Annotated in this window: 17 protein-coding genes; 8 read left to right on the forward strand and 9 right to left on the reverse strand. The window is 64.5% G+C overall.

All coding sequences use genetic code 11. The features are described 5' to 3' along the window. Positions 1 to 120: 120 nt before the first annotated feature. A complete protein-coding gene (gene ppnN / locus BMY68_RS03925) occupies positions 121 to 1,494 on the reverse strand; it encodes a nucleotide 5'-monophosphate nucleosidase PpnN (RefSeq protein ID WP_007924984.1) in 1,374 nt (457 codons plus the stop codon). Between the two features lie 290 nt (positions 1,495 to 1,784). On the opposite strand from ppnN, the gene BMY68_RS03930 reads away from it, so the two are divergent. From BMY68_RS03930 to BMY68_RS03940, 3 genes are all read left to right on the forward strand, one after another. Then, positions 1,785 to 3,920 (forward strand): C1 family peptidase, encoded by a 2,136-nt coding sequence (locus BMY68_RS03930; RefSeq protein ID WP_175534805.1) that lies wholly within the window; start codon positions 1,785 to 1,787, stop codon positions 3,918 to 3,920. Beyond that, the gene (locus BMY68_RS03935; protein WP_085530474.1) at positions 3,917 to 4,327 is read left to right on the forward strand and encodes a hypothetical protein; all 411 of its coding nucleotides are present in this window, start codon (positions 3,917 to 3,919) and stop codon (positions 4,325 to 4,327) included. Before BMY68_RS03930 ends, BMY68_RS03935 begins: the two co-directional genes overlap by 4 nt. A gap of 218 nt (positions 4,328 to 4,545) precedes the next feature. Continuing rightward, positions 4,546 to 4,953, forward strand: coding sequence for a response regulator (locus tag BMY68_RS03940; RefSeq protein WP_085530475.1), 408 nt, complete (start codon positions 4,546 to 4,548; stop codon positions 4,951 to 4,953). A 95-nt stretch (positions 4,954 to 5,048) separates the two neighbouring features. Here BMY68_RS03940 and BMY68_RS03945 read toward each other — a convergent pair whose 3' ends face one another. Then, entirely contained in the window at positions 5,049 to 5,918 is an 870-nt protein-coding gene (locus BMY68_RS03945) for an isocitrate lyase/PEP mutase family protein (protein ID WP_009043268.1), read from the reverse strand. Positions 5,919 to 6,422: 504 nt separating this feature from the next. Between BMY68_RS03945 and BMY68_RS03950 the strand changes: the two genes are divergently transcribed. Continuing rightward, on the forward strand, positions 6,423 to 6,962 hold the full coding sequence (locus BMY68_RS03950; RefSeq protein ID WP_085530476.1) for a DUF4174 domain-containing protein: 540 nt from the start codon (positions 6,423 to 6,425) through the stop codon (positions 6,960 to 6,962). Between the two features lie 141 nt (positions 6,963 to 7,103). On the opposite strand, the gene BMY68_RS03955 is transcribed toward BMY68_RS03950, so the two are convergent. After that, the gene (locus BMY68_RS03955) at positions 7,104 to 8,327 is read right to left on the reverse strand and encodes an aspartate aminotransferase family protein (protein ID WP_085530477.1); all 1,224 of its coding nucleotides are present in this window, start codon (positions 8,325 to 8,327) and stop codon (positions 7,104 to 7,106) included. A 101-nt stretch (positions 8,328 to 8,428) separates the two neighbouring features. Here BMY68_RS03955 and BMY68_RS03960 point away from each other — a divergent pair, with 101 nt between their 5' ends. Beyond that, the gene (locus BMY68_RS03960) at positions 8,429 to 9,331 is read left to right on the forward strand and encodes a LysR family transcriptional regulator (protein WP_085530478.1); all 903 of its coding nucleotides are present in this window, start codon (positions 8,429 to 8,431) and stop codon (positions 9,329 to 9,331) included. 73 nt (positions 9,332 to 9,404) lie between these two features. Here the strand turns inward: BMY68_RS03960 and BMY68_RS03965 are convergent, their stop codons facing one another. The 4 genes from BMY68_RS03965 to BMY68_RS03980 form a co-directional block, all read right to left on the reverse strand. Next, complete coding sequence (locus tag BMY68_RS03965; RefSeq protein ID WP_085530479.1) at positions 9,405 to 11,237, reverse strand: flavin monoamine oxidase family protein; 1,833 nt, start codon at positions 11,235 to 11,237, stop codon at positions 9,405 to 9,407. A 213-nt stretch (positions 11,238 to 11,450) separates the two neighbouring features. Next, a complete protein-coding gene (locus BMY68_RS03970; RefSeq protein WP_085530480.1) occupies positions 11,451 to 11,960 on the reverse strand; it encodes an NUDIX hydrolase in 510 nt (169 codons plus the stop codon). A gap of 8 nt (positions 11,961 to 11,968) precedes the next feature. Beyond that, positions 11,969 to 12,676, reverse strand: a complete 708-nt coding sequence (locus tag BMY68_RS03975) for an NUDIX hydrolase (RefSeq protein WP_085530481.1) — start codon at positions 12,674 to 12,676, stop codon at positions 11,969 to 11,971. A gap of 1 nt (position 12,677) precedes the next feature. After that, a complete protein-coding gene (locus tag BMY68_RS03980; RefSeq protein ID WP_085530482.1) occupies positions 12,678 to 13,223 on the reverse strand; it encodes an adenylyltransferase/cytidyltransferase family protein in 546 nt (181 codons plus the stop codon). 183 nt (positions 13,224 to 13,406) lie between these two features. On the opposite strand from BMY68_RS03980, the gene BMY68_RS03985 reads away from it, so the two are divergent. The 3 genes from BMY68_RS03985 to nadE are packed head-to-tail and all read left to right on the forward strand — an operon-like array spanning position 13,407 to position 16,122. Then, positions 13,407 to 14,054: a nicotinamidase gene (locus BMY68_RS03985; RefSeq protein ID WP_085530483.1), complete on the forward strand. Its 648-nt coding sequence runs from the start codon at positions 13,407 to 13,409 to the stop codon at positions 14,052 to 14,054. 9 nt (positions 14,055 to 14,063) lie between these two features. Then, positions 14,064 to 15,293 carry a nicotinate phosphoribosyltransferase gene (gene pncB, locus BMY68_RS03990; RefSeq protein ID WP_085530484.1) on the forward strand — a complete coding sequence of 410 codons (1,230 nt, stop codon included), beginning with the start codon at positions 14,064 to 14,066 and terminating at the stop codon, positions 15,291 to 15,293. A gap of 1 nt (position 15,294) precedes the next feature. Then, entirely contained in the window at positions 15,295 to 16,122 is an 828-nt protein-coding gene (nadE, locus tag BMY68_RS03995; protein WP_085530485.1) for an ammonia-dependent NAD(+) synthetase, read from the forward strand. Positions 16,123 to 16,198: 76 nt separating this feature from the next. Here nadE and BMY68_RS04000 read toward each other — a convergent pair whose 3' ends face one another. Next, positions 16,199 to 16,666, reverse strand: a complete 468-nt coding sequence (locus tag BMY68_RS04000) for a hypothetical protein (protein WP_085530486.1) — start codon at positions 16,664 to 16,666, stop codon at positions 16,199 to 16,201. 110 nt (positions 16,667 to 16,776) lie between these two features. Beyond that, positions 16,777 to 18,090: an NAD(P)/FAD-dependent oxidoreductase gene (locus tag BMY68_RS04005; protein ID WP_085530487.1), complete on the reverse strand. Its 1,314-nt coding sequence runs from the start codon at positions 18,088 to 18,090 to the stop codon at positions 16,777 to 16,779. Positions 18,091 to 18,093 lie beyond the last annotated feature (3 nt).

Here is an 18,093-nt window from a genome sequence, read left to right on the forward strand (position 1 = left end):
TAGGATGCGTGGCACTGCCCGGGAGTTCCCCGGGCGCTCGCGGTGGCCGCTGGCCGGGCGTTTTCTGTGGGGCAGCCAGCAGCCCCCGGCATTGCGCCGGGGGCTGTGATCACTGGGCTGTCAGCTCACGACCCGGTAGCACGGCACGTAGGCCGCGCCGCCCGGCAGTTTCATCCGGTGCTGCTGGACGAAGGATTTGAGCAGGTGATCCAGCGGCTGCATGATCGCGGTGTCGCCGTGGATTTCGTACGGGCCGTGTTTCTCGATCAGACGGATGCCCTTGTCCTTGACGTTGCCGGCGACGATGCCGGAGAACGCGCGACGCAGGTTGGCCGCCAGTTCGTGGGACGGCAGTGCGCGGTCCAGTTGCAGGCTGGCCATGTTGGCGTGGGTCGGGTCGAACGGACGCTGGAAGCCTTCGTCGATTTTCAGCAGCCAGTTGAAGTGGAAGGCGTCGTTGCGTTCGCGGCGGAACTGCTTGACCTCCTTGAGCCCCTCGGTCATCTGCCGGGCGACCTCGGCCGGGTCGTCGATGATGATCTGGTACAGGCTGTGGGCCGCGTCGCCCAGGGTCGCGCCGACGAAGGCGTGCAGTTGCTCCAGGTAGGGCGCGGCGCTTTTCGGCCCGGTGAGGATCACCGGGAACGGCAGCTCGCGGTTGTCCGGGTGCATGAGGATACCCAGCAGGTACAGGAACTCCTCGGCGGTACCGGCGCCGCCCGGGAAGATGATGATGCCGTGGCCGACGCGGACGAAGGCTTCCAGGCGCTTCTCGATGTCCGGCAGGATCACCAGCTCGTTGACGATCGGGTTCGGCGCCTCGGCGGCGATGATGCCCGGCTCGGTGAGCCCCAGGTAACGGCTACCGCTCATGCGCTGCTTGGCATGGGCGATGGTCGCGCCCTTCATCGGACCTTTCATCACGCCCGGGCCGCAGCCGGTGCAGACGTCCAGTTTGCGCAGGCCCAGCTCATGGCCGACCTTCTTGGTGTACTGGTATTCCTCGGTGCTGATCGAGTGGCCGCCCCAGCACACCACCATCTTCGGTTCCACGCCCGGACGCAGGGTGCGGGCATTGCGCAGCAGGTGGAAGACGTAGTCGGTGATGCCCTGGGAGCTTTCCAGGTCGATACGCTGGCTGGCCAGTTCGCTTTCGGTGTAGACGATGTCGCGCAGGGCGCTGAACAGCATTTCCCGGGTGCTGGCGATCATCTCGCCATCGACGAAGGCATCGGCCGGGGCGTTCAGCAGTTCCAGGCGCACGCCGCGGTCCTGCTGGTGGATGCGGACTTCGAAATCCTTGTAGGCGTCGAGGATGGTCTTGGCGTTATCGACGTGGGCGCCGGTGTTGAGGATGGCCAGGGCGCACTGGCGGAACAGGGCATAGATGCTGCCGGAACCGGCTTCGCTGAGTTGTTGCACTTCACGTTGGGACAAAGTCTCCAGGCTGCCTTTGGGGCTGACCGAAGCGTTGATGACGTGTCTTGAATGCATTCTGGATTCCTTGAAAGCGAGACCACCGGCCCATGCGGGCCCATGGCTTAAGAATAGTGAGCGGCGGGCGGGACGCCGGGAAAACATTCTCCCGGGCTTCACCACGCGAAGGCAAACGGCCACCGGAACGTGCGGCGCGTCCGCCACGCTACTTTCTCACAGCTGGTGGTCCGAAGCGAAAGCGGCGTGCATCGCCCTTGGCTATGCTCAGCCCAGTCACCCATAGGGCTGGGGAGCGCAACCAGGCGCCGGCAGTGCCAGTCTCGTCACGACATCGGGAGCGCGTGAGCATGGCATCTGCATCCGACCGGTCCGCGGTCAAAAAGGGCAAGGCTGCGGCTACAGCCAAAAAAGCCGAGAAAAAAACCACGAAAAAAACTGCCGCAACGGCCGCCAGGGCTGGCAAGAAGATCGCCCGCCGCAAGGCCGCCACGGCCCCTGTGCGGGTCCTGAACGTGCGACCGGACGGCCTGGATTTTCGCGACACCATGTATATCCCGACCCTGGTGGAAGTCCCGGTACGCCGCGAACTCAGCGACTACCGCAAGACCAGGGTGCCGGTACTCGACCAGGGCCAGGAAAACGCCTGCACCGGTTATGGCCTGGCGACGGTGGCGCATTACCTGCTGCGCACCCGTCGCTATCAGTCCGACGCCACGTTCGTCAGCCCGCACATGTTGTACGACCTGGCCCGTCGTTATGACGAATGGGCCGGCGAGGTGGACGAAGGTTCCAGTTGTCGCGGGGCGATGAAGGGCTGGTACAAGCACGGGGTGTGCCCGGCACCGCGGTGGCAGGCCAACAACCAGGCCACGACCCTGACCCAGGTGCTGGCCGAGGAGTCGGCGCTGCGCCCGCTGGGGGCGTACTTCCGGGTCAACCATACCGACATCGTCGCCATGCACGCGGCGATTGCCGAAGTCGGTGTGCTGTACGCCAGCGCCAACGTGCACGAGGGCTGGCATGCGGTCGGTGGGGATGGCCATATCCAGCCCTCGGCGAACATTCTCGGCGGCCATGCCTTCGCGATCGTCGCCTATGACCAGGACGGTTTCTGGATTCAGAACTCCTGGGGCGAGACGTGGGGGTACGAGGGGTTTGCCCACCTGCGCTACGACGACTGGCTGGCCAACGGCGCGGATGCCTGGGTCGCTCGGCTCGGCGCGCCGATCACCCTGCGCGTGTCGCTGCAGGCGGCATCGCAGGCCAAGGCGGTGGCGGCGGCTTCGTCCAGCGAGACTCTGCGGGAGATTCGCCCGCATGTCATCAGCCTGGGCAACGACGGCGCCTTCGACCCGCGTGGCGACCTGGCGACCACCGCGGCCAGCGTCGAGGAAATATTCGCCGTGGACTTCCCGCGCATCACCGCCGGCTGGGCGAAAAAACGCATCGTGGTGTATGCCCACGGCGGCCTGGTGGCGCAGGCCGGGGCCATCGAAACCGTGGCCGGCTACCGCGCGGCCATGTTGCAGGCCGAGTGTTATCCGCTGGCGTTCATCTGGAAGACCGATTACTGGAGCACCCTGGGCAACATGCTAGCCGATGCTGCCCGGCGCCGGCGCTCCGAAGGGGTGCTGGACGCGACCAAGGACTTCATGCTCGACCGCCTGGACGATGCGCTGGAGCCCATTGCCCGGCTGCTGACCGGCAAGGCCGAGTGGGACGAAATGAAGGAAAACGGCCTGCGTGCCATGGTCAATGCCAACGGCGGGGCGCGGGTGGTGGCCAGGGCCCTGGCGCGCCTGGCTGCCCAGGGGGTGGAGATCCACATCGTCGGGCACAGCGCGGGCAGCATCCTGCTGGCGCCGATGGTGCAGTACCTGGTATCCAAGGGTGAGATGAACGGCGGGCCGATGGCGCGCAGCCAGTTGAAGGGGCTGGAGGTGAAGATCGCCAGTTGCCACCTGTGGGCGCCGGCCTGCACCGTCAAGCTGTTTCGCGAGACTTATTTGGCGCCGATTCGCGACAAGCGCATCCAGAAGTTCGGCCTGTTCACCCTGACCGACCAGGCCGAACGTGACGACCATTGCGCGCATATCTACAACAAGTCCTTGCTGTACCTGGTCTCCGATGCCTTCGAGGACAAGGTACGCATACCGTTGATTCGACCCGACGGTGAGCCGATCCTCGGCATGGAGCGGTTCGTCACCGGCGAAAGCGATCTGGCGCAGCTGTTCTCCAATGCCCCGAACGCCGATTGGGTACGCGCGCCCAACGACTTGCCGATGGGCAGTCAGAATGCCTCCGGGGCCCGTCACCACGGCGATTTCGACAACGACGAAACCACGGTTCGCGCGACCCTGGCGCGGATCCTCGGGCAAGGCGGAGCGCGGCAAGCCCTGGTGTTGTCGCAACCCATCGCCGAGCGGGCGCAACGGCGGCGCCAGCTGGACCTGGCCAGCAGCATTGGCCGGAGGCAACCATGAGCATTCCTTCGCCGATCCGCCCCATCGAGGTGCCGGCCGACCAGTCCTGTGTTACCAGTGACTTCGAAATCGAAGTTGGGCATCGCTACCGTTTCCTGGTGGAAGGCCAGTGGGCCGATGCCACGGACCCACCGACCGGGCCCGAGGGCGTGGCGCACCCGGGCGGCATCCGCGAGGGCTTCGGCTGGGCCAAGCGCTTGCCCGAGGCGGCCTGGATGGCGCTGCTGGTGCGGACCAGGGGCCCGAAGGGCAAGTCGCCCTGGCGCCTGCTCGGGCGCGGCGACGGCGTCTGGTCGGACCTGCCACCGGGGCGCCTGCAGTTCTGCGCCAACGACGTGCCCGGCTTCTACCGGAACAACTCAGGGAAGATGGACGTCAGGGTGATCGATGTCACCGAGGGTGGCTAGCGGGGCTCTTGGCGGGTGCGCAGAGCGGCTTTGGGGCAGGTGTGGGAGCGAGGCGCCCCTGGCGGTGATCCCGCTGCCGTCGGCGCAACCGACGGTGCGTGCACGGTCTTGCCCAGCACCTCGGCAGGCCGAGTGAATTTATCGGCCAGGCGCTGCTCATAACTCTAAATGGCGTAATCGCGCCAGGGTTGTGTACGTAGTCAGGGAGCGGCATCCACATGAGCCCGGTTTCATCTGTCAATCCAGGCCAGCCTTGTCGCCTGCTGTTAGTGGTCGAGGACGAGCCGATGATCCTGGAGTTTCTCTGCGAGATCCTGCAGGACGAGGGCTTCGCCACCCAGGCCATGCTCCGCGCGGATGAGGCGCTGCAGTTCCTGGAAAGCCACCCGGACCAGGTGCGTCTGCTGCTGACCGATATCAATATGCCGGGCACCTTGAACGGCGCGGGCCTGGCCAACCGGGTGCGCGAGTGCTGGCCGGAGATGCCGGTGCTGGTGATGTCCGGTTATGAGACGCCGCAGAGTTCCGGCATCCGCTATCCGGTGTCGTTCATCCGCAAACCCTGGACCATCGGTCAGATCCTCGACAGTGTCGACCAGGCGTTGAACAAGGCGGGGAATAGGTAACTGGGCGGGGCGCTGGCGAGATGAGGAGCGAAGCGGCTTTCGACCACCCAGGACCTCGGGTCCTCGGTGATCGCAAGGGAGGGTGAGCTAGCGGCTCACTCTTTGACGCTCATGAACTCTTTGGCCCAGACGATGTACTCCTCGGGCTGGGTGTAGGTGTGGGCCAGCTCGGTGGCGCTGAGGTCCGAGGCCTGGGTGAAGATCTGCCGCTGTTCGCGCAGGCAGTCGTAGGTGGCCTTGATCGCCGCGAAGTACGCCGCGTGGCCGTCGACGATGATCTTCGCGCCCAGTTGCGCCAGGCGCGCATCGTCGCGCAGCGCCGGGTTGCCGTAGGTCACCAGCATCAAGGGGACCGACAGGTGCTCGGAGATCTGCTCCAGTTGCTCGAAATCCTTGATCCCGACCATGCAGATGCCGTCGGCGCCGGCACGCTCGTATTGCTGGGTGCGGCTGATGATTTCCTGGATCGGCAGGATGGCCGCGTTGGTCCGGGCGATGATCGCCAGTTCCGGGTCGACCCGCGCTTCCAGGGCCGCGCGGATCTTGCCCACGCCTTCGGCGACCGAGATCAGGTCGGTGGACTTGCGCCCGAACTGGGCCGGCAGCAGGGTGTCTTCGATGGTCAGGGCGGCGACGCCGGCGCGCTCCAGTTCGACCACGGTGCGCATCACGTTGAGGGCGTTGCCGTAGCCATGGTCGGCGTCGGCGATCACCGGCAGCTGGGCGACGCGGCCGATGCGGGTGGCCTGCTCGGCGAATTCGCTCAGGGTGATCAGGGCGAAGTCAGGCGCGGCCAGCACCTGCAGCGAGGCGACGGAGCCGCCAAGAATGCCCACTTCGAAACCCAGGTCGGCGGCGATCCGCGCCGACATCGGGTCGAAGACGGAGGCAGTGTGGAAGCAGGAGTCTGAAGCGATCAACTCGCGAAAACTACGGCGTAAATCTTGATGAGACAGCCTGGACATACGAACTCCCGGAAGGAGGTAAAAGAGATGCCGACGATAGCGTCGAGTCAAAAATGCAATCGGTTGTCCAGCGCGCCTGTGTCAAAGGTTCGCTGCGAAAACCTGGGCAGATGAAGACGAAGCAAGCAGGTATGAAACGGCGGGTGATGCCGCACCGGATGGAAAAAGCCAGGCGGGCGCTCTTGTTATGGCCGCCATGAAGGCTATCACGCCGCCGCGGCGAAAATGATGACGAATTCGTATGGGCCCATGCCAGAACGGCATAGGCCATGCCGGTTGTCATGGGCGCCAAGGCGGGTCGACCATGCCGAACAAGAGGGTTCAGTTATCACTGGCGTTTATGGGAGCGTCGATCTGTAGCGGCAAAGACGAGAGTACGCAGCGCTTGTTGCAACGCCTCGAACCAGGGGAAAGGCTCAATAAAATGTCAGAATTTGAGTCCGGGTCTGGACCTTTTCCCCTGATGCGCAATCATTAGGACGTGGATACCCAAAGGAGAGACGCATGTTCATTCGGTCATTGACCCTCGCAACGCTGCTCGCTGTCGCCGGCCCCGCAATGGCGGCCGACAACGAAGGCCCTCTGGCCCAGGATCAGGGCAAGGCGCGCCCACTGATCGTCATCGCTCCCAGCACCGTGGACCCGACCCTGGTGGCGCTGAAGAAGTCCCTCGAGGAGCCGGCCAACCGCCAGGCCTTCAGCGAACGCAACATGGTGCTCTACACGGTGATCAACACCATCGGCCAGCGCGACGGCAAGGACCTGGACCCGCAATCGACCATGGCGCTGATCCGCAGCCTGAAGCTCGGCGCCGGGGCGCAGACCAAGGTGATCCTGGTGGGCAAGGACGGCGAGAAGAAGCTCGAGCATTCCGGGGCCATCGAACTCAAGGAAGTCTTCAGCACCATCGACCAACTGCCGGCGGCGGAAAAGGAAGCCGTTGCGCCGACGTTAGCGCCGGTCTCGGAAGTCAAGGCAGCCCACGCCGGCAAGGCCGCCAAATCGGGCAAGCCTGCGGCACCACCCAAGCCGCTGGACGACTGAGTCTGGCCATCACCGTTTCCTGATAGCGCATCGCGAGCAAGCTGGCTCCTGCAGAAACATACGGGCTCCTGTAGGCGCAAGCTTGCTCGCGATAGCGTTCTAACTCACCTCGCCTGAGTTCAGCTGACCATCAGGCATCGGTCACGACACTGCCAGCATTTCTGCCTCTTTTGCTGCACCGCCATCACCTTCAGTGCTTTGCAGTGTCCGGCTGACCCCGCGCACGATCATCTCGACTTCCCGTTCATCGATGATCAGCGCTGGCAGCAGGCGGATGGTGGTACCGCGGGTCACGTTGATCAGCAGTCCGTGATCCTGCGCCGCCCGTAGCGCCAGCTCGCGCTGCGGGGCTTTGAGCTCGATGCCGATCATCAGCCCCAGGCCGCGCACCTGCAGGACCTGCGGGTGATCCGCCAGCTCCACCCGCAAGCGTTGCAACAGGTGCTCGCCCTGGCGCCTGGCGTTGGCCAGCAGGCCTTGTTCCTCGATGATCTCCAGCACGGTGCAGGCCACCCGACAGGCCAGCGGGTTGCCGCCGAAGGTGCTGCCATGGCTGCCGGGGGTGAACAGCTGCGCGGCCTTGCCCCGGGCCAGGCAGGCGCCGATGGGGATACCGTTGCCCAGGCCCTTGGCCAGGGTCATCACATCCGGGACCACACCCTCGTGCTGGCAGGCGAACCACTGGCCGGTGCGGCCGATGCCGGTCTGGATCTCGTCGAGCATCAGCAGCCAGTTGCGCCGGCTGCACAGCTCGCGCACGGCCTTCAGGTAGCCGGGCGGGGCCAGGCGGATACCGCTTTCGCCCTGGATCGGCTCCATCAGCACCGCGGCGATACGCGGGCCGTGGGCTTGCGCGGCTCGCTCCAGGGCGGCCAGGTCGCCGAAGGGCAGCTTGAGGAAATCCCCGGGCAGCGAGTTCAGGCCCAGGCGCACCGCCGGTCCGTCGCTGGCCGCCAGGGTGCCCAGGGTACGGCCGTGAAAGGCGTTCTCCATGACAATGACCAGCGGCCGCTCGATGCCTTTGTGCCAGCCGTGCAGCCGCGCCAGCTTCAGCGCGGTCTCGTTGGCTTCGGCGCCGGAGTTGTTGAAGAACGCCCGGTCCATGCCGGCCAGCAGGGTCAGCCGCTGCGCCAGCCGCTGTTGCCAATCGATGCTGTACAGGTTGGAGGTGTGCAGCAGCAGGCCGGCCTGTTCGCGGATGACGCTGACCAGTTTGGGATGGGAATGGCCGATACCCGTCACCGCCACGCCGGCCACCGCATCCAGGTATTCGCGGCCCGCCTGGTCCCAGAGGCGGGTGCCCAGGCCGTGGGTGAAGCTCAGGGGCAGGGGTTGATAGGTGCTCATCAGGCAGGTGGCGGTCATGACGGGTCGCTCCATCGAGTGGGGTGTGCTGGCAGTATCGTTAGCCACCCTGGCTAGATAAACTCGTCAATTCTTTAATCATCTTCAAGTCAGGGTTGATAATGGATCTGTTCCAGGCGATGACGGTGTACGTGAAGGTGGTGGAGGCGGGGAACATGACCGCTGCCGCCCGTGAGTGCGGCCTGTCCACCACCATGGTCGGCAATCACCTGCGGGCGTTGGAGCAGCGCCTCGGGGTCAGCCTGCTCAACCGCACCACAAGGCGCCAGCGCCTGACCGAGTTCGGTGCCGAGTATTACCAGCGTTGCCTGGCGGTGCTGGGGCTGGTGGCGGACTCCGAGCGCATGGCGGAACAGGTCCAGGGCGAGCCGTCCGGCACCCTGCGCATCACCGCGCCGCTGACCTTCGGCACCGAGCGCCTGGCGCCGGCGTTGAGCGAATTCCAGCAGCGCTGCCCGCAGGTCAAGGTGGAACTGACCCTGGCCAACCAGCGCTTCGATTTGATCGATGGTGCCTTCGACGTGGCTTTTCGCCTGGGCAACCTGGACACCACGTCGCTGATCGCCCGGCCCCTGGAGGACTACACCCTGACCATCTGCGCCGCGCCGGATTACCTGGAGCGCTGTGGCACGCCGCAAGTCCCGGAGGATCTGCAGCACCACAATTGCCTGGCGTTCGCCTATCCGGCCGGTGACGAGTGGAGCTCCACCGCCACCCAGTGGCCGCTGAGCGGGCCCGAGGGGGACGTGCTGATCCCGGTGTCCGGTTCGCTGCTGACCAACACTTCGTCCGGCCTGCACCGCGCGGCGCGGGGTGGCCTGGGGGTGGTGATGATGCCCGATGCCCTGGTGGAGGAGGACCTGCAACAGGGGCGGCTGGTGCCTGTGTTGCAGGACTATCAATTGCCCTTGCGGGCGATGCACCTGCTGTACGCCCAGGACCGTTACCGCCTGCCCAAGCTGCGCAGCTTCGTCGAATTCGCGTTGGAGAAGTGGGGGCGCTGATCGGCCGCGCGATCAAGCAAAGACCCCGTCGTGCCGGTCTGGCAGCGACGGGGTCGGGTTCATGCAGGCTCGGTCAAGCCCGTTCGACAGGCTTCAGTTTGTCCCAGGATTCCACCGGCCCCGGGTTGCCCGGCAGGCTGCCGCTGCCAAAACACACCGCCAGCTTGTTCACCGCGTTGATCGCGGTGGTGACCGCGCCTTCGGCCCAGCCAGCGGTCCAGGACACGTCATCGCCGGCCAGGATGAAGCGGTCGGGATTGTCCGTGCCGACGTCGCTCATGAACTGGGAAAAGATCCGCCGCTGATACTCGTACTGCCCCGGCAGGTTCATCTTGAAGGCGCCCAGGTACAGCGGCTGATCCTCCCAGTTGTGCTCCACGAACGCATCGACCGTGCTGTATTGCTCGTTGAGGTTGATCTGCGGGTAGAGGTTGTCCAGCAGGTTGGTGCACAGGTCGACATGCTGCGGCAGCGGCGCGGGGCGGTCGCCGAGGAACTTCAGGGCATCGTCGTTCCAGGTGTAGGACAGGAAGATCCCGCTGCCTTTGTAGTCGCCCTTGCTGGCCGAGTAGTCCACCAGGTAGGTGCCGCGGGTCAGCCGGTCGGACAGGGTGATGCTCATCTTGCGTTGCTCGCCCTCTGCCACCGGGTCGTTCCAGAACGGGCGCCGGGTGGCGGCGAAAATCTTCGCCGACTGCATGTAGTGGGTGTACATGATGGCTTCCCAGGTATCGATGGGCAGCAGGCTGTTCATGGCGGGAAGGCTTCGTGGGTTCCCCGAGTAGCGCAGTTTGTCGAGGATCCGCACATGCGGGGTGTAGATGACGCTGGGGAAGTAGCGTTGCTGGGTTTTTTGGTTGCGGGTGTCGGTAATGGAAACGAGGAAGGAGCCGTCCCGCTGGCGCTCGATGTGTCGCACCTCCTGGTGGAACGGGTCGGGGAATACCTCGCGGGCCAGGGTTTCGACCGTGGTTTCCGCGGGCCAATGCTTCATCGTGTCGCCCAGCTCTTGCGGGGTCTTCGACCAGAGCCGTTGCGGCAGGCTGGAAGAGCCGTCGAACATCAGTTGGTGGTCGGCATCCAGGCCGGTGTACAGCACGCGCAGCAGTTCAAGGATGCTGTTCGGGTAGTCGGTGTTCCAGCCGCCGGTGCCGAAGCCGATCTGGCCGAACAGGTCGATATCGGCCTTGCTCCAGCCGGAGTTTTCCAGGAGCGCGGCGTAGAAGCTGACATCGTCGCCGCTGGTGCCGGTCGTGGGGTTGACGATGGCGTTCCACAGCTTCTTGATCGTCTGTTGACTGATGGAGCCTTCGGTCATGGCCTTTTCCATGGCGGTGAAATCGTAGGTTTCCAGGAATTTATCGAAGAACTGGTTTTCCAGGTCGGTGTATTCCGGTGGTTTTGGAAAGTCCGGGTTGCCGTCCACTTCGTAATAGGTTTTTTCCCCGCGGTAATCGACCACGGTGCTGATCGCCGCGGCGGTGCCCGGGTTGGGAAAGTCCGCCGAGTTTTCGCTCATGCCGACTTTTCGGAAGTAGTGGAACAGCGCCTTGCCGGACACCGGAAAACGCATCGCGCCCAGTTCACAGAGCACCTGGTCGCCTGGGTTTTCGGGGTCGCCCTGGACCTTGGAGTAGAGCCGCCCGCCGATGCGCTCCGAGGCTTCGACCACCACCGGGTGCAGGCCCATGCGCATGGCCTCATAGGCGGCGACCAGGCCGGCGACGCCGGCACCGACGATCAGCACCTGTTTCCCGTAGTTCTCCGGGGCGACATGGCCCAGGGGGCTGCCCTGCGCTTTCTGCAGAAAGTCGGCGTAGTGAAAGGGGAAGTCCGGAATCAGCGCGGTGACGTCCTTGTTCATGCGCAGGGGAGAGCGGTTGGTTCTGGAAGGAATCGCAGACATGGGGTTTCTCCTTGAAAGTCATTTCCATGTGTTTCCACTTGCTCGATGGCTCTATATCAATAGTCGCCAGAGGTCCAAGCCTAGAACAGATTCCGGGATGCATAGGGTCGGGCGGGGGTTGTGCCCGCGCGGGGCAGCAGCGCAAGAGCGTGAGAGGAGGATTTGATGTCCGATGCCCTGGTGCCGGAGGACCGGCAGCAGGGCTGGCTGGCGTTAGGCCGACTCGCTGGCCAGCAGCATCATCGCCGCCGACAGGGTGTGGCCGTCGGTGATCTGGCCGGTGGCAATCAGCGTCATCAATTCCTGGCGACTGACCCACAGCAGATGGTCCACTTCACCATCGGTGGCGGCGGCCTGTTGCTCGGCAATCTGTACCTGACACACCGCCACCGCGCTGGCGATCAGCGACGTGTTGCTGTGCAGCAGGCCCAGTTCGCGAACCTGCGACGCCTGCCAGCCGGTTTCCTCCAGCAATTCGCGGGCCGCGGCGTCAACGGCACTTTCCCCGGCATCGATGGCGCCGCGGGGAAACTCGATGGACTGGCCGCCGATGGCCCGCCGCTTGAGGTTGACCAGCATCAGCCGGCCATCGGCCAGGGTCGGCACGGCCACCACGCCGTTCACCGCCCGGGGTTCCTTGATGATGAAGTAGCCCTGTTCACGGACCACCTTGAAATACGGGGTTTCCAGCAGGCACTGGTGGTTGTCGGCGATGGAACTCATGGGGGGTATCACTCCAGAAAACAGCGATCGAACAGGTACAGCTCGGCGGGCTTGAGATTTTCCACTGTGGCTTGCGGCCGGCCGCCGTCGCCGCTTTTCTTGCGTCCGGTTTCGCGCAGGTAACCGGCTTCGCTCATCTTCAACAGGCGCTGGCGGATGCTGGTCTTGAGCACTGGCCGTTGCAGCACCAGGGAGAAGATGTTCACCGCTTCGGGGGCGCTGAATTCGCTGCCGAGAAACATCAACGGCAGGCTGCTGTACAGGGATTTGGAAAACAGCCGCTCGTGCACCTGGGCCACCAGGCTGTTGTGGTCGAAGGGCAGCTTGAAGCTGCCGCTGGCCACGTCGCCGAGGGTAAAGAAACCCTGCTGCGGGCCGGGTTCCACCGGCTCGCTGACGATCCCCAGGTAGAAGGTCGAGGACGACCAGCAGCGCGGGTCGCGAAAGGCGTCGCCGACCGTGCCCACCTGCTCCAGCCAGGCCAGGGGCATGTCCACCTTGCTGGAGCGCCGCAGCCGCTGCACCGCATCATGCAGGCTGCGGTCCTCGACATCGCCGTTGACCACGATGCCCGGCAGGGCCCAGTGCCCGGCGAAGGGCTCGCCGTCGCGTTGATGGAGGAGGATTTCCAGCTCGGAGCGTTCGCGGTTATAGCGCAGCAGGCACAGGTCGATGGTGTGCAGGTAGGCGCTGGGGGAGAGAGGGCGGTCGGGCATATCAACTTCCGTGGACGGCGTAGAGGCCGTAGTTTAGCGGATTCATGCCCGGTGCCAGCCATTGGCTTGGCGGTGTTTCGCCGCGGGCCAGGCACTGGCGCAACACGCTGCTGCGCACCCCCGGTTGTTCTTCGATCCGCAGGATGGAGAAGCGCTGCAGCAGCTCCTCGACGCGATGGAACCCGGGCAACTGGCGCGCCACGTCCTCACCCACCACCAAGGCAATGCGCTTGCCGTCCAGAGCCAGGTCGTCCGCCAGCCGTTGCAGCAGGGTGTAACTGTAGACCGGGGCGGGATCGGCCAGGCCCAGTCGCTGCTCCAGGCGGCTCACTGCCAGTTCGGCGGAGCACTCGGGTTGCAGGTGCCGGGTGATGGCCTGCAACCAGTTCACCCGTTGCTCGAAGTCGGCCATGCGCTTGCCGTCCGGATGGCGAAAGCTGGGGACTACCAGCACGCGCCGGGCGTGGCGGGCGGCTTCGAGCATGACCCGGGCGTGACCGGCGTGGGGCGGGTTGAAGGCACCGCCATAGAGGGCCAGTTCAAACATCTGCATCTCCTTATTGGTACATGACGTGTACCTTATCATTGCTTGTGTGCGCAGGGAATCGGCATGTCATGTGCTATTTATATTGTTTGATTCGGATCGATGAAATAAAAAACGGAGTCAAAGGGGATTGCCTTTAAAGTACATGACATGTACTTTTAGCTCCATGCAAAGGAGAAAACCAGCATGAACAGCCAAACGATGAAGACCGCTTCCTTCGATGTCGATGCACAAAAGAGCTTTACCCCGCTGTGCCCGGACGAACTGCCCGTGGCCGAGGGCGACCGTATCGGTGGCGAGCTGAATTTCATGGCGACCCTGGCCAGCCTGCGCATCGGCAGCAAGGACGCCCACAGCCCCCAGGCCCCCTGGGTGGTGGCCGAGCCCGGGCAGATGCTCCAGCCCACCGGCCTGGAGCATGCCGACCTGACTTGGGTCAGCCACTGCGTACCGGGCACCGAAGGGTTCGCCCTGCTGGACGAATTACCGACGCCCTATGACTACGACTACTTCGTGTGGAAGGGTGTGGAGCCGGACCTGCACCCCTACGGCGCCTGCTACCACGACCTGCACGGCAAGCTGTCCACCGGGGTCATCGAATACCTCGACAGCCAGGGTGTGCAACGGGTCATCGTCGGCGGCCTGGCCCTGGATTTCTGCGTCAAGACCACCGCCCTGCAACTGGCCGCCGCCGGCTTCAAGGTGATCATCCATCTGCCGGCATGCCGCGCCATCAGTGCAGAGGGCGCCACCCAGGCGATCGACGAGATGCAACAAGCGGGTATCGCGGTGGCCGCGACCCGCGAAGAAACCGCCAGATTGGCCAGTGCCTGAGGAGTCACCATGGAAAGTGCATTTGACCGTAACAATGGCGTGATCCAGAGCCTGCTGGACACCGACTACTACACCTTCACCATGATGCAGGCGGTGCTGCACCAGCACCCCAATGCCGATGTGGAATACCAGTTCATTGTCCGCTCCAGAGAGTCCCTGGTGCATCTGATCCCGGAGATCCGCCAGGAACTGGAAAAGCTCGCCAGCCTGCAGATGCGCGAAGGCGAACAGCGCTTTCTGTTCAACAAGCGTTTTCGCGAGTACCTGACCCCGGACTTCGAGCAGTTTCTCGGCCTGTTCCGTTTCAACCTGCGCTACATCCACGTGGCGGCGGTCGATGGCCAACTGAGCATCCGCGTCCGCGGCCCGATGCTGCACTGCATCATGTTCGAACAGCCGGTGCTGGCCATGGTCAGTGAGTTGCGCAACCGCGACAGGTATCCGGAGGTGGAGCTTGCGGACGTCACCCGCCGGCTCTATCAGAAATTCGAATGGCTGGAGAAAAACGCCAGCCGCGAAGAACTCGCCGAACTGCGGGTCTCGGACTTCTCTACGCGTCGGCGTCTGTCGTTCAAGGCCCAGCGCGAGGTGGTGAAGATCATGCGCAGCGACTTCCCCGGGGTCTTCGTCGGCACCAGCAACGCCCACCTGGCCTACGAGTTCGACCTGCCGCTGATCGGCACCATGGCCCACCAGTGGCTGATGGTGCACCAGCAACTGGGACGGCTGCGGGAGAGTCAGAACACGGCGCTGGAAAACTGGGTGCGCGAATACCGCGGACGCCTGGGCATTGCCCTGACCGACTGCATCAGCACGGACTTCTTCCTCAAGGACTTCGACCTGTACTTCGCCAAGCTCTACGACGGCCTGCGCCAGGATTCCGGGGACCCGATTGCCTGGGCCGACAAGGTCCTGGCGCGCTACCGGGAACTGGGCATCGATCCACGGACCAAGGACCTGATGTTCTCCGACGGCCTGAACTTCGAGAAATGCCTGCCGATCCTGCGTCACGTGCGTGGCCAGGCCCGGTTCGGTTTCGGCATGGGCACCAGCCTGGCCTGCGATGTCGAAGACGTCGAGCCGCTGAGCATTGTGATGAAGCTGGTGCGAGTGCATGGCGAACCGGTGGTGAAGTTCTCCGATGACCCGATCAAGAACGTCTGCGAAGACCCGTCGTTCCTCAGGTACGCGGCGCAGGTGTTCAACGTCAACCTCAGTAACTCGCCCCTGGAGGCCTGATATGAGCAGCCAAACCCAAGAACGAATTGCCCGGGAGCTGGGCATCGATCGGCAACTGGCGCGTGGAGACGAAGCCGCGGAAATCGTCCGGCGCGTGGCTTTCATCCAGCAGGTGTTGCGCGAGTCCGGCGGCCAGGCCCTGGTGCTGGGCATCAGCGGTGGCGTCGATTCCTTGACCGCCGGCCGCCTGTGCCAGCTGGCGGTGGAGCAGATGCGCGGGGCAGGGCACGACACCCGGTTTATCGCCATGCGCCTGCCCTATAAAAGCCAGGCAGACGAAAGCGATGCCCAGGCCTCCCTGGACTTTATCTGCCCGGACTCGGTCAGTACCTGCAACATTGCCGAGAGTGTCGACGGTCTGATGAACCAGGTGCGGATCGATGGCTTGCGGCCGTCGGCCGAACTGACCGACTTCGCCAAGAGCAACGTCAAGGCGCGGGCGCGGATGCTGGCCCAGTATGCGGTCGCCAACTTCAGCAACGGCCTGGTGGTGGGGACCGACCACGGGGCCGAGGCCCTGATGGGGTTTTTCACCAAATACGGCGACGGTGCCTGCGACCTGGCTCCGCTGTCGGGCCTGACCAAGACCCAGGTGCGCGCGCTGGCCGAGGCGCTTGGCGCTCCCGGGCACCTGGTGCACAAGGCCCCCACGGCGGACCTTGAAGAACTGGCGCCGGGCAAGCTGGACGAAACGGCTTATGGCTGCAGCTACGCCGAGATCGACGCCTACCTGATGGGCGAGCCGGTGTCCGATGCCGTGCGCCATCTGATCGAAACCGCCTACCACCGCACCGCCCACAAACGCGCCTTGCCGCGCACCCCAGCCTGACTCCTCTATGGCTGTAGGAGTCGACTCGCCAGCGAAGAGGTTCGCAAGGTCGTCTTCGCCGGCAAGCGCAAGGCCGTCAATCCGGCCACTTCTTCAGTGCCGCCCGGCACTCTTCGGTCAGCTCGGGCATATGTTCCTGCACTTCTGGCCAGCCCAGCAGCTCCAGGGCCTCTTGGGCGCCCAGGCGCAGCGGCGCCCACTGTGGGTGTTCAAAGCCATTGTCTTCGAGGGTCATTCCATAGGCTTGCGGGCTCAGGGCTTCACAGGCGCTTAACAGGGTTTGCAGCCGCTGGTGCAAGTGCGGCGCCAGGTGCGCAGGGAAACGCTGCACAAAGTGCGCGAGATAATCGAGATGGTCGGACCACAGATTACACTCGGCGCAGCAACCGATCTCCGTTCGCTGCCGACCTGCATCCAGGGCCAGGAATTCCAGGGCTGGCCCCAGTTCGCCGACCAGGATGATTTTTCGGTACTCGTCCTGGCCATACCAGGTCCAGATCCTCGAGCCGATGGTTTGTGTCTCGTCGATGCCCGCTTGCACCATTTGCCTTCTCCTTGATGTCACCCACGCGGCCATCCATTCATGGATTCGCGCCGCTGCTGCCATAGGCTACAGCAGCGCGTCGGGCCCGTCCGGCGATGCTTGCATTCACCTCAACGCAACCGTTCGAGCATCTGGTAGTACCACATGCCCGCCGCCAGCATCGGGTTGCCCAGCTGGTCGCCGAAGGGTACGCGGATGTGCTGGCAGGCGGCGAAGGTGTCGTAGTGCTCGAGGTGCCCGGTGATGGCCTGGGCCATGATCTCGCCCATGATGTGGCTGGTGGCGATGCCGTGCCCGGAGTAGCCCTGGCAATACCAGACGTTGTCCGAGAGCTTGCCCAACTGCGGGATGCGGTTGATCACGATGCCCATGGCGCAGCTCCACTGGAAGTCGATGGCCACGCCCTTGAGCGCCGGGAAGGTGCGTTCGATGCAGGGGCGCAGTTCGCCGGCGATGTCCCGCGAATCCTTGCCGCTGTAGTTGGCGCCGCCGCCGAACAGCAGGCGGCCGTCGGCGGTCATGCGGTAATAGTCGAGCACGAAGCGGCAGTCGTAGACCGCCAGGTCCTGGGGGTTGAGGCGCTTGGCCAGGTCGCCCAGGGGCGCGGTGGTGACGATGCCGCCCATGGCCGGGAAGATCTTGCCCTTGAGCTGTTTCGGCTCCAGCTTGTGATACACGTCGCCGGCCAGCAGCACCTGCTTGGCGTCGATGCGGCCCTGGGCGGTGATCACCGCCGGGCGCTCGCCGTGGACGATCCGCAGCACCTCGCTGTGTTCGAAGATCAGCGCGCCGAGGCTCTCGGCGGCGCGGGCTTCGCCAATGCACAGGTTCAGCGGATGCAGGTGCAGGTTGCGGGTGTTCTTGATCGCGCCGTGGTACAGCTGGCTTTCCAGCACCTCGCGCAGCTGTTGCTTGTCCAGCAGGCTGACCTCGTCGCCCATGCCGCGGCGCACCGCTTCTTCGTAGTCGGCGCGCAGGCCGGCGAGGTGGCTGGGCTTGTAGGCAGCGTGCAGGTGGCCGTGCTTGAGGTCGCAGGCGATGGCGTATTTGTCCACGCGCTGGCGGATGATCCGGTGCCCGCGCCAACGCAACTGCCAGATGAAATCGTCGACTTCGTCGCCCAGGGTGCGGCGCATCTGCTTGCGCATGGCCTCGTCGCCGGACAGGCTGCCGGTGACCTGGCCGCCGTTGCGCCCGGTGGCGCCCCAGCCGATCTTGTGGCTCTCGACGATGGCCACTTTCAGGCCTTTTTCCGCCAGTTCCACGGCGCTGGCGACGCCGGTGAAACCGCCGCCGATGATCACCACGTCGACCTGATGGGTGCCTTGCAGGGGCGGGTAATGGGTTTCCTGATTCAGGGTGGCGCTGTAATACGAAGGGCAGCGTTCGGCTGCCGGTGTGACTTGGTTGAATGCGGCTGTCATGGG

It is taken from the genome of Pseudomonas sp. NFACC41-3, from assembly GCF_900109505.1.
Classification (GTDB): Bacteria; Pseudomonadota; Gammaproteobacteria; order Pseudomonadales; family Pseudomonadaceae; genus Aquipseudomonas; species Aquipseudomonas chlororaphis.

Bases quoted from the DNA above. Each gene is read 5' to 3' on its own strand.
- BMY68_RS03960 (WP_085530478.1), top strand. From the start codon at position 8,429: ATGGATCTGTTCCAGGCGATGACGGTGTACGTGAAGGTGGTGGAGGCG.
- BMY68_RS04000 (WP_085530486.1), bottom strand. From the start codon at position 16,666: ATGGTGCAAGCGGGCATCGACGAGACACAAACCATCGGCTCGAGGATC.
- BMY68_RS03975 (WP_085530481.1), bottom strand. From the start codon at position 12,676: ATGCCCGACCGCCCTCTCTCCCCCAGCGCCTACCTGCACACCATCGAC.
- BMY68_RS03985 (WP_085530483.1), top strand. From the start codon at position 13,407: ATGAACAGCCAAACGATGAAGACCGCTTCCTTCGATGTCGATGCACAA.
- BMY68_RS03940 (WP_085530475.1), top strand. From the start codon at position 4,546: ATGAGCCCGGTTTCATCTGTCAATCCAGGCCAGCCTTGTCGCCTGCTG.
- BMY68_RS03930 (WP_175534805.1), top strand. From the start codon at position 1,785: ATGGCATCTGCATCCGACCGGTCCGCGGTCAAAAAGGGCAAGGCTGCG.
- pncB (WP_085530484.1), top strand. From the start codon at position 14,064: ATGGAAAGTGCATTTGACCGTAACAATGGCGTGATCCAGAGCCTGCTG.
- BMY68_RS03970 (WP_085530480.1), bottom strand. From the start codon at position 11,960: ATGAGTTCCATCGCCGACAACCACCAGTGCCTGCTGGAAACCCCGTAT.
- BMY68_RS03945 (WP_009043268.1), bottom strand. From the start codon at position 5,918: ATGTCCAGGCTGTCTCATCAAGATTTACGCCGTAGTTTTCGCGAGTTG.
- BMY68_RS03935 (WP_085530474.1), top strand. From the start codon at position 3,917: ATGAGCATTCCTTCGCCGATCCGCCCCATCGAGGTGCCGGCCGACCAG.
- BMY68_RS03955 (WP_085530477.1), bottom strand. From the start codon at position 8,327: ATGACCGCCACCTGCCTGATGAGCACCTATCAACCCCTGCCCCTGAGC.
- ppnN (WP_007924984.1), bottom strand. From the start codon at position 1,494: ATGCATTCAAGACACGTCATCAACGCTTCGGTCAGCCCCAAAGGCAGC.
- BMY68_RS03965 (WP_085530479.1), bottom strand. From the start codon at position 11,237: ATGTCTGCGATTCCTTCCAGAACCAACCGCTCTCCCCTGCGCATGAAC.
- BMY68_RS03980 (WP_085530482.1), bottom strand. From the start codon at position 13,223: ATGTTTGAACTGGCCCTCTATGGCGGTGCCTTCAACCCGCCCCACGCC.
- nadE (WP_085530485.1), top strand. From the start codon at position 15,295: ATGAGCAGCCAAACCCAAGAACGAATTGCCCGGGAGCTGGGCATCGAT.
- BMY68_RS04005 (WP_085530487.1), bottom strand. From the start codon at position 18,090: ATGACAGCCGCATTCAACCAAGTCACACCGGCAGCCGAACGCTGCCCT.
- BMY68_RS03950 (WP_085530476.1), top strand. From the start codon at position 6,423: ATGTTCATTCGGTCATTGACCCTCGCAACGCTGCTCGCTGTCGCCGGC.